At 42.7% G+C, this 15,304-nt stretch carries 8 protein-coding genes, 1 tRNA gene, 1 pseudogene and 1 riboswitch; of the genes and pseudogenes, 5 read left to right on the top strand and 5 right to left on the bottom strand.

Translation table 11 applies throughout. The annotated features are described in order from the left end of the window. Nucleotides 1–723 precede the first annotated feature (723 nt). From BLR37_RS25000 to BLR37_RS24985, 4 genes are all read right to left on the bottom strand, one after another. On the bottom strand, nucleotides 724–1,122 hold the full coding sequence (locus tag BLR37_RS25000) for a VOC family protein (RefSeq protein ID WP_090773432.1): 399 nt from the start codon (nucleotides 1,120–1,122) through the stop codon (nucleotides 724–726). 179 nt (nucleotides 1,123–1,301) lie between these two features. Then, complete coding sequence (locus BLR37_RS24995; protein ID WP_090773430.1) at nucleotides 1,302–6,827, bottom strand: Ig-like domain-containing protein; 5,526 nt, start codon at nucleotides 6,825–6,827, stop codon at nucleotides 1,302–1,304. 76 nt (nucleotides 6,828–6,903) lie between these two features. Next, a complete protein-coding gene (gene porV / locus BLR37_RS24990; protein ID WP_090773428.1) occupies nucleotides 6,904–8,070 on the bottom strand; it encodes a type IX secretion system outer membrane channel protein PorV in 1,167 nt (388 codons plus the stop codon). Between the two features lie 992 nt (nucleotides 8,071–9,062). Beyond that, on the bottom strand, nucleotides 9,063–9,524 hold the full coding sequence (locus BLR37_RS24985; RefSeq protein WP_090773426.1) for an Lrp/AsnC family transcriptional regulator: 462 nt from the start codon (nucleotides 9,522–9,524) through the stop codon (nucleotides 9,063–9,065). Nucleotides 9,525–9,686: 162 nt separating this feature from the next. Then, nucleotides 9,687–9,868: riboswitch (cobalamin riboswitch) on the top strand. 179 nt (nucleotides 9,869–10,047) lie between these two features. On the opposite strand from BLR37_RS24985, the gene BLR37_RS24980 reads away from it, so the two are divergent. From BLR37_RS24980 to BLR37_RS24960, 5 genes and pseudogenes are all read left to right on the top strand, one after another. Next, nucleotides 10,048–11,052: a DUF1852 domain-containing protein gene (locus tag BLR37_RS24980; protein ID WP_208599727.1), complete on the top strand. Its 1,005-nt coding sequence runs from the start codon at nucleotides 10,048–10,050 to the stop codon at nucleotides 11,050–11,052. A gap of 26 nt (nucleotides 11,053–11,078) precedes the next feature. Further along, entirely contained in the window at nucleotides 11,079–12,113 is a 1,035-nt protein-coding gene (locus BLR37_RS24975; RefSeq protein ID WP_090773424.1) for a methionine synthase, read from the top strand. A gap of 17 nt (nucleotides 12,114–12,130) precedes the next feature. After that, nucleotides 12,131–13,126: a bile acid:sodium symporter family protein gene (locus BLR37_RS24970; RefSeq protein ID WP_090773422.1), complete on the top strand. Its 996-nt coding sequence runs from the start codon at nucleotides 12,131–12,133 to the stop codon at nucleotides 13,124–13,126. Nucleotides 13,127–13,130: 4 nt separating this feature from the next. After that, nucleotides 13,131–14,249 (top strand): alkene reductase, encoded by a 1,119-nt coding sequence (locus tag BLR37_RS24965; RefSeq protein ID WP_090773420.1) that lies wholly within the window; start codon nucleotides 13,131–13,133, stop codon nucleotides 14,247–14,249. Between the two features lie 7 nt (nucleotides 14,250–14,256). Further along, nucleotides 14,257–14,642, top strand: a pseudogene (locus tag BLR37_RS24960) (acyl-CoA thioesterase); the annotation flags it as partial. A 343-nt stretch (nucleotides 14,643–14,985) separates the two neighbouring features. On the opposite strand, the gene BLR37_RS24955 reads toward BLR37_RS24960, so the two are convergent. After that, nucleotides 14,986–15,059, bottom strand: a tRNA-Asp gene (locus BLR37_RS24955). Between the last annotated feature and the right edge of the window lie 245 nt (nucleotides 15,060–15,304).

The raw sequence follows: 15,304 nt of genomic DNA, 5'->3' as shown, positions 1-15,304 counted from the left end.
TTTCGTCCGTTTCAATCTTTTTTGTTTGCCTTCTGCGACATCCGCCGCTTCAGCTTTTTTGCCCTTCCTTTCGGTTGGGAGTGCAAAGGTAGGAATCTTTTTTTAACTTCCAAATAAAATAATTTTTATTTTTTCGTTTCGCTTTTTTTTCCTTCTTCGCTATTTCAATACGCTAATTTTATTTAGCTCCCCGTTCCTTCCGAAGCGGGCTGCAAAGGTAGCAATCTTTTCTCATCTTGCAAGGATTATTTTAAAATAAATCCTGCTCCTCTTTCCCTATTGCCAGCTTTTCAGTTTATTGCCCTCTCCTTCCGAGCGGGTTGCAAAGGTAGAAAAAATTAACACCCGTGCAAAGGCTTTTAGCTGTTTTATCGGCAGGTCTTATATAAACAATTGGTTTACAGCACAAAATAATATTCATGGGTATAAAACAATTGGGGATTTGGGGTGTTATACGGGGATTTTTAGGCGCAGACCAACCGTTTTTTTACCATTAAGGAGTTAAGGAAATTAAGGCTTAGGAGGGATTTTTTGTTTTTGGGCGCCTTGACGGGGTGATTTGCCCTGCCACTTAAACCCGATAGCACGTAAAGCCCGGAGCGAGGTACGAGTGAGGACTTGAAGGAATAGCGGGACGGCCACATGCTACAATGCACAGGAACCTGCTTTGCTGATGGTAATGATATACTTATTAACTGAGGAATCGCTTTCCCCCAGCCTGTTTTACAGCAGCACGTCCATATAGAATACGTTAAACTTATGTCCATCGGGATCGCAGAAAACAAAACCATAATAACCCTCTCCAAATTCTTCCGGCTGAGAAACCAGCTTCCCTCCTGCCTTTTCAATTTCTTCGGCCCATTCGTTTACTTCGGCTTTGCTACCAGCGGAAAGGGTAAACACCACTTCATTCCCATTTTTCAAATCAACGATATCGCCATGAATATTCGGTTTAAGCACATCTTTTAAAAAGAAATGAATGACGAAATTACTTTCGCCTACTAAAAAGCTGGTTAAATCTTTAGATGAACCATTGGGCTTAAAGCCAATTGCAGAATAAAACCTGGTTGTTTGCTCCAAATCGTTTACAGCCAAATTGGCCCATATCTTTCTCGTATTCATAATATGATGTTTTTGTTTTATCAAAAATAAGCAATACCCATGCTTTTGATGGGGTGCATTCGGGCTAAAATTGAACAGCATTTGTGCCAAACTTGAGCTAAGCGGCATTAAAAACGATCACAAACAAAAAGAGAGTGCTTTTAAGGCACTCTCTTTTTGTTAATCTTCAATACTAAAGGTTATAACTTAATTACTTTCACCACCTTCCTTTCTGTACCCTGACGTACTTCTACCAAATACACGCCGGCAGGGAGCTCGGAGCCAAAAGTTAACTGATCGGTAGCAGCTATTTTAGCTTCTTTAACCAATTGCTGTGCTATATTGTATACCCTGTATTGCAATGCTTCGTTACTAGGGCTTTCTACCTGCACTTTAAATCCGGTTGTACTTGGATTTGGCCAGGCGGTAATTTTTAATCCCAGCAACGAACCAATGGTATTGCTGATCTCGTTGCCCAGCGCAAACTCATCCGTACCCGCAGCACTGGCTTCCTTATTGAGTAATAATTCGGGCTTATTGTTGTTAGCTTCGCGCGAATTAAAGGTTACCAGGTTACCCGATCCTTTTGCGCCCTGATTAACGAGCCTGATCGAAATGATTTTTTTACCTAAAGCCAGCTGGTTATTGATATAGGCAGTTACATCCAGTTCGTACCAGGCGCGCGCTGTATTGTTAATGGTATAACTGCCCAGTGGCGTACCGCTTTCTGCTGGTTTATTGTTCCAGGTAATGGTGCTTTCGCCCCAGGTTGTATTTGATAAGCCAAACACCGAAACTGTCCTGGATGAATTGGCATCTACACGGGAAGCGTATACCCTGATTTTTGCACTGTTTACTGCCGAACCAGTAAATGCGCTGTAATCAAAACGCAGGTAAGATTCTCTTAAAAATGACCAGTTATCGCTGCTTATATCGAGGTTTTTCAAATTTCCGCTATTGGCGCCAGCGAAAAGCCCATCGCGTACAAATGCATCGGCTACCGGATTAAGGGCTAAAGCTTGTGCAGGATTTACCTTCACATTAACTGCCGCAGCCGTAGCAATCCGGCCTAAATTATCGATTGCTTTTGCGGTAAGCGTGTACATTCCTGGCGAAACATTATTCCATACTACGGCATAGGGTGCCGTGGTTGATTGCCCTATTAATGCAGCGCCCTGATAAAATTCTACCTTACTAATTGTGCCGGTAGTATTGGCATTAATGGTAATATTTGAATTTGCAGAAAATGATGCGTTGTTTAACGGAGCGGTAATCGCTACTGTTGGCGCTGCACTAACCGTAACATTTACAACTGCAGATAAGGCTGTTGCTCCATTATCATCGGTTGCCTTTGCGGTAAGTGCATAGGTGCCAGCCGGAACATTGTTCCACATGAAACTATATGGGCTAGTTGCTGCCTGACCTAAAAGTGTGCTACCCTGATAAAACTCTACTTTAGCAATTGAACCATCTGTATCGCTGGCATCGGTTTTTATAATAAAATTTGCACCTGCTGGAATCGTTGCAAAGTTTGTTGGCGACGTGATAGCCACCGCTGGTATGGCATTTATCTTAATCCTCACCGTGTCTGCAACTGCTGTTCCGCCATTATTATCGGTGGCCTTGGCAGTGATATTATAAAATCTCGGAGCAGGATTATTCCAGGTAAAGCTGTAAGGCGTAGTGGTTGATTGACCTAAAAGCGTACTGCCTTCATAAAACTCTACTTTGCTGATTGTTCCATCGCTATCAATGGCATTGGCATTAATGGTAACATTTGTTCCAGCTGTAAATGTTGCAGCGTATGTTGGTGAACTGATGGCCACCGTAGGCACAGCATTTATGGTAACCATAACCACATCTGATACAGTTGTACCTCCGCTATTATCGGTTGCCTTGGCAGTAAGGCTATAATTTCCGGCAGCTGGATTGTTCCAGGTAAAGCTATATGGCGCAGTAGTTGATTGCCCCAATAAAGTGCTGCCCTGATAAAATTCTACTTTGCTAACTGTTCCATCGCTATCGGCCGCATTGGCATCGATAGTAACATTTGTTCCGGCAGTAAATACCGTATTGTTTGCCGGCGAGCTGATGGCTACCGTTGGCAAAGTATTGATGATGACCTTAACGGTATCTGATACAATTGTACCTCCGTTATTGTCGGTTGCCTTTCCAGTAAGGTTATAACCTCCGGCTGCAGGATTATTCCAGGTAAAGCTATATGGCGCAGTAGTTGATTGCCCCAATAAGGTATTGCCCTGATAAAATTCTACTTTGTTAATTGTTCCGTCAGTATCGGCTGCATTGGCATCGATAGTAATATTTATTCCGGCAGTAAATACCGCATTATTTCCCGGCGAGCTGATGGCTACCGTTGGCAAAGTGTTGATGATGACCTTAACGGTATCTGATACAATTGTTCCTCCGTTATTGTCGGTTGCCTTTGCAGTAAGGCTATAATTTCCCGCAGCAGGATTATTCCAGGTAAAGCTATAAGGTGCAGTGGTTGACTGACCCAAAAGTGTGCTACCCTGATAAAACTCTACTTTAGCAATAGTTCCGTCGGTATCGGCGGCATTGGCATCGATAGTAATATTTGTTCCGGCAGTAAATACTGCATGATTTGCCGGCGAGCTGATGGCTACTGTTGGCAAGGTATTAATGGTAACCTTAACCGTGTCTGATACAGTTGTTCCATTATTATTATCTGTTGCTTTAGCGGTAAGATTATAATTTCCCGCAGCAGGATTATTCCAGGTAAAGCTATAAGGTGCCGTGGTTGATTGACCTAAAAGTGTGCTGCCCTGATAAAATTCTACTTTAGCAATAGTTCCATCCGCATCGGTGGCATTGGCATTAATTACAACACTATCTCCTACTGTAACTACTGCATTGTTCACTGGCGCAGTAATCGATACAGTTGGCAACAGGTTAGCCACATCAACAGCCGGATAAACTAATTTCCTTGTACCATCGTATCCAATTGCATAAACACTTGTAGAGCCTGCACCATATTGAACAGTTGTAGTTGCGTTTGCCGTAGTTGCTTCTCCAGCACCATAAATAGCCACATCGGTTAATACCTTTTGATTATAGGTTTCGAAGGCTACTGCATTGGCCCATTTGGTATTATCGATTTTTAAGGTGTTGGTATTAACCGTTACACCAACTGTAGCAACAGCTGTTGTTGCCAAGGGCGTAAGGTTTTTAAATGTATTTATAGTATTCGCCGAGATGTAATTTAAAACCGGAGATACTGGCTTTGGATATCCTTTAGCCTGTACAGCGGCAATTAATGCATCAATCTGCGCTTGTGTAATGGTTAGTCGCTTTATAGAATAATCGTCGATATCGAGGTCAATAGGTAAAAGATAACCGCTTTTAACAAAGAAATCGGTCAAATCTTCATGAACGGCATCGCAGGTAGCGCTTACAAAATTGAGTAATAACTGGCCTTCGTTTAGTCCGGTCTGACTGGTTGTACGCATTTTCTCCAGCACATCGCCATACCAAAAGGCCACATCTGGCTGTCCAACGGGAGCTGGCGTACCTGATAGCCGTTGTTGCATGGTAGGCAGATTTTTACTTGCACCTGCAAGCTGGTAATACAATTCCAATTGCCATAAAGGTACCAACCTCACAAAAACATCACCCTGTGCCTCCATGTGTTTTTTCTGGATCAGACAATTATCAAACAGCGATCCGTAACGGCCTCCATACAAACTGGCAGCACCCGCTTTTGGCACATCGTTACCTTTTTCAAGCCTCGTTGTATTTAAATAGTTGGTACTATATAAATATTGTATCCATGCCGAATTCACATTATTGGTAACCTCGGTCATACCAATCCATCTGGCGCCCGGTCTAACCTGGTTATTGTGTCCAAACTCGTGGGCAATGCCCCATGGATCTTTAAAAACACCTGTCGGACTTGCCAGGTTGGAACCGTTCCCTCCTACACCAATGGGATAGTTTACGCCATCGCCACCTGCATTGGGGTTTCCATCGCCAGTTATAGACCTGAGAAACATGTGATTTTTAGGCACCCTGTTATATTTGGTAAGGCCATTTAAGGTATGCTCGTTGTGCGCAATGGTATCGTAAGCTGCAACCAGTGCCTTTCCACTCGATGCTGAATTGCTTATTAGGATATTTTTGTTCAGATTTAAATTAACATAGGTTCCTTTAATATCCAGTTTCGAGTATACGCCGTTAAGCAACATCTGGGTCCATTGATCGTTGGTATCGGTTAAAGGATTGTAATATCCGTTTACCTGACCTGTAGTAATGTTAATCTGTACGGGCTGCAGATTTGGATTATCGCTAAAATAACCAATGTAAGCTAATCCATCGTGTAGCACATTGACAATGTTTACCCCTTTTTTCAAGGGGTAACTATCGGTAGTGGCACTGTAATCCAATCCAAAATCTTTAATTATTAATTGTGGATTTACCCCGTAGGTATCGCCAACAAAAACAATGGCTTTGGTATTGGCCTTAAAAGCAATACCAGTTGGGTTCTCGACCCTGTTTAAGCCGCTTGTTTTTAATATGCCTTCTACAGTTCCCGGATTTGGATAAAAATCGTAGGTCTGCACACGGTATTTCTTATTATAGCTGTTGTTGAAAATACACTGTGCCAAAGATTTAAAAAATGGCGAGGCAATTGCATCGATATCGGTTTGGGTAATTCCGGGCTTCAATGTAGTATGCAAATCGTCGGCAAAAATATTGGTGTACAAATTACCAGCACTATTTTTCTGATAGAATTGCATTTCGGCACAACTGGCAAAATTATTCTTACCGGTAAGCACTTTAACCACAATTTGGGTAACATTGGTTAGTGCTGCAGGAAAACTGATCTGATAGGCTGCAGAACTGAAACCTGTATCAAAATTCATTAATTTGGTTAAGGTAGTTTGTGTGGTGGTTTTATACCAGATTTCGCCTGTACCAAAAATACCATTGGAGCCGCCATCCTGCCTGGGCACATAGCTGATATAATCGATAGTTGGGTTGGTAGTAAAATTATAGGTTAAGCTCATCGGAAATCCACCACCGGCATAACTAGAATGGTATAAAGTAGCGGTGTTGTTATCGTAAGTACGCGATATATCTTCGCCTCCATTTGCCGCCGGGCTTACGCTTGCACTCGAAATGCCGAGTTTAATATCCGAATAGGCGGTAAAATCTTCTGCTATCGGATTGTCGCAATCTATAGGCTGAACGAATGGTCCGGTTTCGGCAGAGCTAAAATTGATTTCAGCACAACTCGAAAAATTACCTCCGGCTGCCCTGATCACAAAACGCACGATGTAAGGCCTAACAATCGGACTGGCTGTCATATCGATCGTTTTTACGGTGTTATTTTGGGCCCAGCTGATATTGCTCAGCTTACTTACAAAAACCGAAGGCGCATCGGCTGTGGCATAATATACATCTACAGTGGTCCAGATACCGTTTGGGCCCGATTGCCTTGGTGTATAATCTACTTTGTTAATGCTTTTTACACCAACAAAATAAAAATCTACCGTATCTGGCATCGCATTTAACGACCAGTTAGAGTGGTAAATAGTGGTTAGGTTGCCATCAAAGGCTTTCGTAATTTCGCTACCACTTTGCGATGGCCGTTTTGAAGCGGCGGCGGTAATGGTGACCGGATTTTGGGCATTTGCAATTGCACAGAGCAATAACATTGCGAGAAAAGAGAGTAATCGTTTTTTCATCTGGTTAGGGTTTAAATTTAAATAATAAGGAATTTATGCTTGCCTTTCAGCATCACGTTGCCATCAGGCGGTTGGTTTAGTTTTTATTTAGTTTTCGGGGAAGAAAATTTACAGCAAGGCCAAATCGCAAAGTATTGGCCAGTGGGTTGCTTCTTTCGGAGGTTACCAGGTAAGACATATCAATACTGTATATCTGATACCTTAAGCCTGCTCCGAGGGTAAAATAACTGCCATCACCTTTCTGTGCGTCCTGATAGTTATAGCCGGCACGAAAAACCATCATATCTTTATACAGCAATTCGAGTCCGGTTGAGAAGCCTATTTCCCTGAGTTCTTCGTTAAAACCTCCGGGAGCATCGTTAAACGAACCGAAAATCCCCGCCGGAACAGACCTGTTAGGGTCTTTCCCGCTAATAATCTTGCCATCTGGCGAATAAATGGGCTGTGTAGGTATAAGCAGTTTATTTACATCTAAGGCAAGGGTTAACTTACTTTCATTGCCAATAAAGGCAACTGCAGAGCCAAGCTTGAGCTCTGTTGGTAGAAAATATTGCTGCCCGGTATTGCTATAACTCATTTTTGTGCCAATGTTCGATACATTTACCCCTACCGACCAATTTGCTGGTCCGCCAAACATCATTACTTCTTTTCTATAGATGCCAGATATATCGGCAGCCAAAGCCCTTCCGGGCCCCGTTTGCACACCTGACATGGTTACACCGGTAAATAAGCTGCTGTTAATGAAACGAATACTTCCACCCAGTGCGAATTCTTTTCCAAAACTCCTGGCATAGGTAATATCAGCTGCAAACTCGCTTGGGCGTGCAGTACCAAGCTCCTGCGAATTATCATCGGTAAGATTAACTGAGCCCATAGAGAAGTACCTCAACGAAGCGCCTATGGTATTGCGCCCATCCAGGTTACGATAACCGCTCAGGAAAGAAAGATTCATGTCTGGCACCAGGTTCCGCATCCAGGGTGTATAGGTTAATCCTACCCCTGTTGATCCCTCAGGAAGGTAGGCCATCGATGCAGCATTAATGGCAGCCGAATGCGCATCGGCCTCTACCGCCACCCCGGCATTCCCCATGCCACCAATACGCGCACCTGGCGTAATCCGTAAAAAGGGAGCTGCAGCAATCAGGCTATTGGTTCTGTTTCCATTTACATCTCCTGCCTGCTGGGCAGCTACATCTGTAACAACTAAAGCAATAAAGGTTAAAAGGAAAAATATTCTATTCATTGTCTAGATTATGGGTTTAAAATTTCTGGCACTTATTCAAAAAACTATCGCCTTCAGTCTCCTTAATCCCATACCAGTTCCATCATTTTATTTCGATAAACGATTACATGGATCGCCATTTGCGTAACATGGAACAAAATAAGGCTGTCGATTTTGGGCAATACTGTATCTGTCCGTTAATTCAACAGGATAATTGTTTCAAAATGTTACCTCATGCAATATTTGTTAATCGTCTACCTGATGGTTACAAGCAATTCATTTGTTTGGTTAGCTTATTAAAATGTTTGTTAGGATTGGTTTGATCTTAGTTAGAGACCTTATTCAAAGCTAGTTACATTTGATTTATGCGAAAGAGAAAAGATAGCACAAACGTTTGTTTAGTGGCAAATTGCCTTCAGAAAGGCATTTAAGTGCTATAAATCCTATAGATTATGTTTCATATCTGCCTTAAAACTTTCAAGAATGATGCAATGCAGCAATGTAAGAAGTAAAAATCAATAAAGCCTGTACACCATTTTCAAAATCTGCCATTTAGTACCATACTTTCCTGATTTTTTGCGAAAGGAACACCAAATGTAAATTTATTATTACAAAATAATAAATTGATCGAAACAAATAATTAACAAAAAGGTTGGAGATTTAAAAGGTCTTGGGTTATCCGCAAAAAATGGTTCGATCACACGCAAACGTTTGTGCTTTATTTCATTCATGAACTTTGCGCTTACCGGCCAATAGCCCATTGTTGGGTATTTCGGTAATTGTAGTTACAAACAAATCTGCAAAAATCGAGAACTCCGAAAGCATAAAAACCGCTTATTATTGCATTTCAAGGCGATTTAAAAGCTTAAAAGCGGAATGAACAAGTCTCTGATTTTAATGAGTGGCTGCCTTAACAGATTGCCTGTGCTCCCCGTTCAGTATATCGGTTCTGTACCGAGCGTTGATGAATTGGAAAAAAAACAAACGCCCATTACTCCTAACTTTCGCCGATATTAAAAACTGATATTGTGTGTATTTTTGATCTCGGCCATCACGAAAGTACTATGTGTACTGCCAATACTTTCAACCGAACCTAATTTATTAAAAACAAAGTCCTGGTAATGCTTCATGTCTTTGGCATACACTTTCAGAAAGAAATCATAATCGCCGGAGATATTATAACATTCCACAACCTCCTCGATTTTGAGAATATCCTCTACAAATCTGTGCCCCACCTTTCGGTCATGCTGTTTAAGCCTGATATTGCAGAACACGATAAAACCCTGGTTGAACTTTTCCGGGTCAAGCAGCGCGATATATTTCTTGATATAGCCACTAGTTTCAAGGCGTTTCACACGCTGCACAACCGGCGATGGCGTCAAATTCACCTTCGCAGCGAGTTCTTTGATGGTATGACTTGAGTCATTGCCTAATATTTTTAAGAGTTTCAGATCGATCTCATCCAATTGTTCCATAGCATAAATCACTGTTTCAGCACATAAAGGTAATCATAAACAGCATAAAAAATCAACAAATATTTAATTTAAAGTAATTTCAGCTGAAATTAAACCACATATTAAATTTAAATACTGTTTTTATAACTTTGTACAGAGTTTAAAACTCGTGGTTCTTTGCTTTTTTCAGCAATCGGGAAAGGTTTTACTTAGCGGTGAATTAATAGGGAATCGTGTGCAAGTCACGAGCTGTCGCGCAACTGTAAGTAACACAAAAGGTTTTACCAATGATGGTCACTGTGCAAACGGGAAGGCCGGTAAAAGCCGTTATAAGTCAGGATACCTGCCTTTTCTGAATTGACGATACTTCCGCGTAAAGAGGTTATTGGTCAGATTGTATAGCTTAAAGGTGCAAACCCTCAGGGGTTGGTTGCGCCTGTGCGTGTACATTTCTCCTCCTTAAATCCTTTCTTTTGCCTGTCGTATCCTGAATAATCAAGGACTTTTTAATGATTATTAACCATTTAAAAAGTTAAAGAAATACATGGAAAACATCCAAGATACCATCAAAAATGAATTTGTGTTCACGCTAAAGAGCACTTGTTTAGATGAAAACTATCACCCTTCAAGTCAGACGCGTCTGACAACCAATTTCGCAAATCTGGCCAGAGGAGCTAACCGCCAGCAAAATTTACGTAATGCCTTAAATATGATTAATAATCGATTCAATGCACTGGCTCATCTAGATAATCCAAAAGGCGATCGTTACCATGTAGAACTCGAAATCCTCACCGTAACGATGCGTATCGATGATAAGAACGGCATCAACGATTTGCCGATGATCGAAGTTTTAAAAACGAATATTTTTGACCGCAAGACTGGTCAGCAAATCGAAGGTGTTGCCGGAAATAATTTTTCTTCTTACGTTCGCGATTATGATTTCAGTGTCTTATTGATCGACTACAATAAAGATAAACCCAGCTTTACCGTTCCTGAAAATTTTGGCGATCTGCATGGAAAACTTTACAAGTGCTTTGTGAATTCGGCAACTTATAAAGAGCACTTTAAGATGTCACCGATCATTTGCTTGAGTGTATCGGGCAATAAAACCTATACCCGCACGGAGCACCAGCATCCCGTTCTGGGTTTTGAGTACCAGCAGGATCAGTATTCGCTCACCGATGAATATTTTGCTAAAATGGGCCTTAAAGTTCGTTTTTTCATGCCTTTGAACAGTGTGGCACCGATGGCTTTTTATCATTCGGGAGATCTGCTTGCTGATTATACCGACCTTGGATTGATCAGCTCGATCAGTACGATGGAGACTTTCCAGAAGATTTATCGTCCCGAAATCTACAATGCAAATTCAGTGGCGGGGAAAATCTATCAACCTAGTCTTAAACACGAAGATTATTCACTGACCCGCGTAGAGTATGACCGCGAAGAGCGCAGCCGACTGGCTGTTGAACAGGGCAGATATGCTGAAGAGCATTTCATCAAACCTTACCAGGATGTTCTTGAGCAATGGTCTGCCAATTTCTCACTTTAATTAATACGACACCTTAAAATTTTGCTATGACGAAGAAATTATTATTGCCCACTTCAATTGTGGGAAGTTTGCCCAAACCTGCCTGGCTTGCACCGCCCGAAAAACTATGGTCACCATGGAAGTTGGAAGGCGATCAGTTGCTTGAAGGAAAACAGGATGCTTTGCGCATTACACTGCAGGAACAGGAATTGGCAGGATTGGATATCGTTTGTGATGGTGAGCAGACACGCCAACATTTCGTGACCACCTTTATCGAACATTTAAGCGGTGTTGATTTTGAGAATCGCAAAACGGTAAGAATCCGGGACCGTTATGATGCGAGTGTTCCTATGGTTGTTAGCGATGTTGCCCGACAAAAAGCAGTTTTTGTTGAAGACGCCAAATTTTTACGTAAACAGACCAATAAACCCATCAAATGGGCACTACCGGGACCATTAACCATGGTAGATACGTTGTACGATGACCATTATAAAAGTCGTGAAAAATTAGCCTGGGAATTTGCCAAAGCACTCAACGAAGAAGCCAGGGAATTGCAGGATGCTGGGGTAGATATTATCCAGTTTGATGAACCTGCATTTAACGTTTTTTTCGATGAAGTAAACGATTGGGGAATGGCAACACTGGAAAGGGCTATTGAAGGTTTAAAGTGCGAAACTGCGGTTCACATTTGCTACGGTTACGGAATACAGGCCAATAACGACTGGAAAAAAACATTGGGTTCAGAATGGCGTCAATACGAGGAAATTTTTCCCAAAATTCAAAAATCTAAAATTGATGTGGTATCATTAGAATGCCATAACTCAAATGTTCCTCTGTATCTAATGGAACTTGTTCGAGGTAAAAAAGTAATGGTTGGCGCCATTGACGTGGCAACGGGCACAATCGAAACACCTGAGGAAGTAGCCAATACGCTGCGCAATGCCCTTAAGTTCGTAGATATCGAAAATCTTTACCCTTCTACAAATTGTGGTATGGCGCCTTTGTCAAGAGTGGTAGCCAGAGGAAAGTTAAGTGCTCTGAGCGCAGGCGCAGAGATCATACGCAAGGAATTTGCGGGTTAAGAATATATTAAATTACATTGAAGAAGTTATTAGCAATATTAAGTAAAGCAGGTTTCGATGGTTTCCTGCTCATGATTGGCTTGATGATCCTGCTGGCCTATTTTTTACCGCAGCCGGGCATGGTCAAAGAACCTGTTTCGCTAGAGCAGATTGCAGGTGTGGGCGTTTCGCTGATCTTTTTATTTTATGGAATAAGATTGAGTGTGGAGAAACTTAAAGCCGGGCTTGTCAACTGGAAAATGCACATCATCGTCCAGTTGACGACCTTTTTGTTTTTTCCGCTTATCGTTCTGGCATCCCGCCCGCTGTTTGTAGGTACTGATTTCGAAGTGCTTTGGTTGGGTATATTTTTTCTTGCGGCTTTACCATCCACCGTTTCCTCTTCGGTAGTCATGGTTTCTATCGCTAAAGGCAATATTCCCGCGGCCATTTTCAATGCGAGTATTTCCAGTTTGATCGGCGTAGTGGTTACGCCGCTATGGGTTGGGCTGTTCATCGCTTCTGCAACAGGCGATTTTGATGTCACCGAAATCGTGATCAAGTTGGTTCTTCAAGTATTGTTACCTGTCATCATTGGCATCAGTCTCAACGCACGTTTTGGCGCCATTGCCGAAAAGTATAAGAAACAATTGAAATATTTCGACCAGGCAATCATCCTTACCATCATTTACACGTCCTTCTGTAAGTCATTCTCCGAACATCTGTTCGCAGGCTTTACCTCGCTTGAACTGGCGGGACTTGCCGCAGGGATGATAGCCTTGTTTTTTGCCGTATTCTTTTGCGTCGGATTACTCAGCCGCTTGTTCGGCTTTTCAGATGAAGATCGCATCACGGTATTATTTTGTGGTTCTAAAAAGTCATTGGTACATGGTACCGTTATGTCAAAAGTGCTCTTTCAGCACAGTACCATCACCGGTATTGTATTACTGCCACTCATGCTTTACCATGCCTTGCAATTGATCGCCGCCAGCATCATCGCTCAGGGTATGGCCCGGCGAAAAGAAGAAAAATAGCACTATGAAGCTTTTAGAAAAAATACAGTTAGGCAGTGTCAGCCTAAAAAACAGAATAGCCATGGCAGCGATGACCAGGGGCCGTACAGACAGCAATGGTCTGGTGGGTGATATGACGGTAGAATACTATGCACAAAGGGCAGGCGCAGGCCTGCAGTTCAGCGAAGCCATCAGAATCAGTGAAGAGGCTACCGGCAGTCCGCTCACGCCTGGTATTTTTACCAATCAGCAAATAGCAGCCTGGAAGAAGGTAACCACAGCCGTACATGATAAGGGCGGCGTAATAATAGCCCAGCTTTGGCACACCGGCCGTATGGGACATTCTATAGACAGGAACGGCAAGCTCCCGCTTGCACCATCCCCCTTACCCATCCTGGGAATGCAGCATTTTACTTCTCAGGGCAGAAAGGATTTCGAGACACCTCAGGAAATGACAATCGCGGAAATCAGGCAGACCATAAGGGACTATGGCCAGGCCGCGAAAAATGCGATAGCGGCAGGGTTTGACGGGGTTGCACTTCACGCCTGCAATGGCTATCTGCCCAACCAGTTCTTAGCTGAAAGTTCCAACCAAAGGACGGATGCTTACGGCGGCAGCATCCCGGGCAAAGTCCGCTTCGTACTGGAGGTGATGCAGGAATTGATCCGCGTGGTGGGTGGGGAAAAGGTGGGCATTAAAATAGCTCCTTTCCATTGCTATGGCGATATGATACTAGATGACCCTGCCGCTACCTATACCTATCTGATCGAAAAACTGAACAATATGGACTTCGCCTATGTGGAACTCATGAGGTTTAGCCCAAATTTTCCTTCTCCTGAACACTATGCGGCTGAAGACGAGATTGAGCTCTTTGGCAGGATGATCCGCCAGGCAGTTATTGCCAATGCGGGGTATGATAAGGCTTCCGCCGAAGCAGAACTTGAAAAAGGTATTGCGAAGCTGATCTCCTTTGGCAGGCTATACATCGCAAACCCCGACCTGCCTGAACGGTTTGTAAAATATGCTCCTCTTATGGAGCCTGACCGGGCCACCATGTATGGTGGCGGAGCACAAGGATATATTGATTATCCATGTTGGAACGAAGAAAATGCTACACAAATAGTAGGTGGTCAATTTAATTAAGTGATAAATGAATTTAACGGAACCTATTCAAGCTTCAGAAACACGGGTGTTCTAAACCGTATTCCCCAATACCACCAACCACTATGATACGCTATTTGGTGGCACCGCCATGGCCATGATGGACGAGGTTGCTTTTATGGCCGCGCTACGCGTTTCAGCCACCAGGTGAGGGTGACAGTGAGCAGCGATCGCATTGATTTTAAAAAGTCGATTCCCGCTGGTACGATCATTGAATTGGTTGGCCGCGTTAAACATGTTGGCAACACCAGTATGAAAGTATCGGTTGAAATTTATGTGGAACAGATGTATGCTGAAGGGCGTGATCTGGCAGTACACGGCGAATTTACTTTCGTTGCCATAGATGAACACAAGAAGTCGGTCTATCTTATGCGCCAGGAACCCTCAACTCGTCCCACCGGATGCACCAGAAAAAAACCTGGATTCAATCCAACCGAAATATTAAGTCTTTACTATTGTATGCTTGAGATACTCAAAGATTTGTATTCGCGTATAATCATTCAAAGCCATGAGGGCGACATGAATGTCGGGCTGTCAACATATTCTCTTGGTAATGAACGTTAATGCCAAATAGTATTATTATACTCATATAGCCTAAAAGAATGAAGGATTTGGTTGGCCGAGCAACGAAAAAGCTAAATCAGCAAAAAATCGAGAGTTTCGAAAGCATAAAAAAACCGACTTGAATATATTTCAAATCGGTTTTAAAGCTTAAAAGCGGAATGGACGGGACTCGAACCCGCGACCTCCTGCGTGACAGGCAGGCATTCTAACCAGCTGAACTACCACTCCTTTTGTTCTCCTTTAAAGTTCGAACCTCTTTCCCCTTTCGGGATTGCAAATATAGAGACAATATTTGGTTTATCACTATAATAAGCAACATTTAACGCGATAATTCTGTAACTCGCTGATGCTCATTTAAAATAATTTTACCAGAACGGCGGATCGAGTAAGAAGCAGGGAATTAATTTCCCTGCTGTCTCCTCACACCACCGTACGTACCGTTCGGTATACGGCGGTTTGTTAGAATAACTTCG

This window comes from Pedobacter soli (assembly GCF_900101435.1).
In the GTDB taxonomy this organism is placed as follows: Bacteria; Bacteroidota; Bacteroidia; order Sphingobacteriales; family Sphingobacteriaceae; genus Pedobacter; species Pedobacter soli.
The sequence above is the reverse complement of the archived record's forward strand: the minus strand, read 5'-3'. Positions and strand labels throughout refer to the sequence as shown.

Bases quoted from the DNA above. Each gene is read 5' to 3' on its own strand.
- porV (WP_090773428.1), bottom strand. From the start codon at position 8,070: ATGAATAGAATATTTTTCCTTTTAACCTTTATTGCTTTAGTTGTTACA.
- BLR37_RS25000 (WP_090773432.1), bottom strand. From the start codon at position 1,122: ATGAATACGAGAAAGATATGGGCCAATTTGGCTGTAAACGATTTGGAG.
- BLR37_RS24975 (WP_090773424.1), top strand. From the start codon at position 11,079: ATGACGAAGAAATTATTATTGCCCACTTCAATTGTGGGAAGTTTGCCC.
- BLR37_RS24965 (WP_090773420.1), top strand. From the start codon at position 13,131: ATGAAGCTTTTAGAAAAAATACAGTTAGGCAGTGTCAGCCTAAAAAAC.
- BLR37_RS24985 (WP_090773426.1), bottom strand. From the start codon at position 9,524: ATGGAACAATTGGATGAGATCGATCTGAAACTCTTAAAAATATTAGGC.
- BLR37_RS24980 (WP_208599727.1), top strand. From the start codon at position 10,048: ATGGAAAACATCCAAGATACCATCAAAAATGAATTTGTGTTCACGCTA.
- BLR37_RS24995 (WP_090773430.1), bottom strand. From the start codon at position 6,827: ATGAAAAAACGATTACTCTCTTTTCTCGCAATGTTATTGCTCTGTGCA.